Consider the following 799-nt stretch of genomic DNA (forward strand, 5'->3'; position numbering starts at 1 on the left):
CTTAATAAAGTGCTAAGTGATGCTCAGGCTCAAGCGGAGTCTCAAATTAAGTAAGTTTTTCCAATTAACCTTAAGGGCGCTGACCTCCGAGTTGCATGTTTGTGCAAGCGGGGGACAGCGTTTCGATTTTTAAATGCAATATAGGAAGGATCTGGATAAATTGAACTACTCGATGAATAACCGTGTAAAGCTGACAGGTTGGCTGTTTATCGGCATAGCGGTATTAATGATTTGTTTGTTTTACTTCTATCCCATGATTCAGGCGCTGCTGCTGTCATTCAAAACTGGTGCAGGAGCTAATCTGCATTTCAATGGAATAAGCAACTATAAGCGGCTTTTTAGCGATAAAACGTTCTTTACAGCGGTAAAAAATACGTTTCTCTTCTTAATCATTCAAGTACCGATTATGATCGTTCTAGCAATGATGATCTCTGTCTTATTGAATGACAGCAAGCTTCGTTTCAAAGGATTTTTCCGAACAGCGATCTTCTTGCCGTGTGTGACCTCGCTTGTTGCTTACTCCGTCGTATTCAAATATTTATTTGGCRATGATGGACTTATCAACTTAGCTTTAGTGAAAATTCACTTGATTGCACAACCTATTCAGTGGATTTCTGATCCTTTCTGGGCGAAAATTACGATTATTATTGCCATTACATGGCGCTGGACAGGATATAATATGATTTTCTTCCTTTCCTCCTTGCAAAATATTGATAGCTCGATTTATGAAGCAGCACGCATCGACGGAGCTTCTCCGTTCAAACAGTTTTTCTTTATTACGTTCCCCATGTTAAAACCC

1 protein-coding gene is annotated in these 799 nt (G+C 39.6%); it reads left to right on the forward strand.

From position 1 onward, the window contains the following. Window positions 1-172: 172 nt before the first annotated feature. The coding region (locus tag AC1DUA_RS39465; protein WP_477504862.1) for a carbohydrate ABC transporter permease at window positions 173-799 on the forward strand (627 nt) is incomplete at its 3' end.

This window comes from Paenibacillus sp. 01T422 (assembly GCF_056398785.1).